Origin of the sequence: Bulleidia sp. HCP3S3_C9 (genome assembly GCF_052064035.1) — a bacterium.
Lineage (GTDB): Bacteria > Bacillota_I > Bacilli_A > Erysipelotrichales > Erysipelotrichaceae > Bulleidia.
Map to the genome: position 1 here is coordinate 1 of NZ_JBQHWJ010000165.1, position 315 is coordinate 315.

At 43.2% G+C, this 315-nt stretch carries 1 pseudogene; it reads left to right on the forward strand.

Annotated elements, in window-relative coordinates:
- Positions 1-315: pseudogene (locus ACTND6_RS11265) on the forward strand (helix-turn-helix domain-containing protein); the annotation flags it as partial.

The following is a 315-nucleotide window of genomic DNA, read 5'->3' on the forward strand; positions in this document are numbered from 1 at the left end:
CAATTCTTCTAAAAAGTCCATCGCAGATACGCTTGGCAAAGACAAATCTACAATTGGCAAGGAAATCAGGAATCATCGTACTCTCTCTTACAAATCAAAGTATCCTGTCGAGTGCATTGATGCCGGAAAATGTCAAAATAAATATTCACACCATTGTTCTAAGGAATGTCCTTCCTTCAAGCCTTTCATCTGTAAAAGACGTGACCGCTCTCCTGGCGCATGCAACGGCTGCGAAAGATACAAGCGCTGCCGGTTCGACAAGTACAAGTATGAAGCGGATGCTGCACAGAAAGAATATGCTGAAATGCTCTGTGA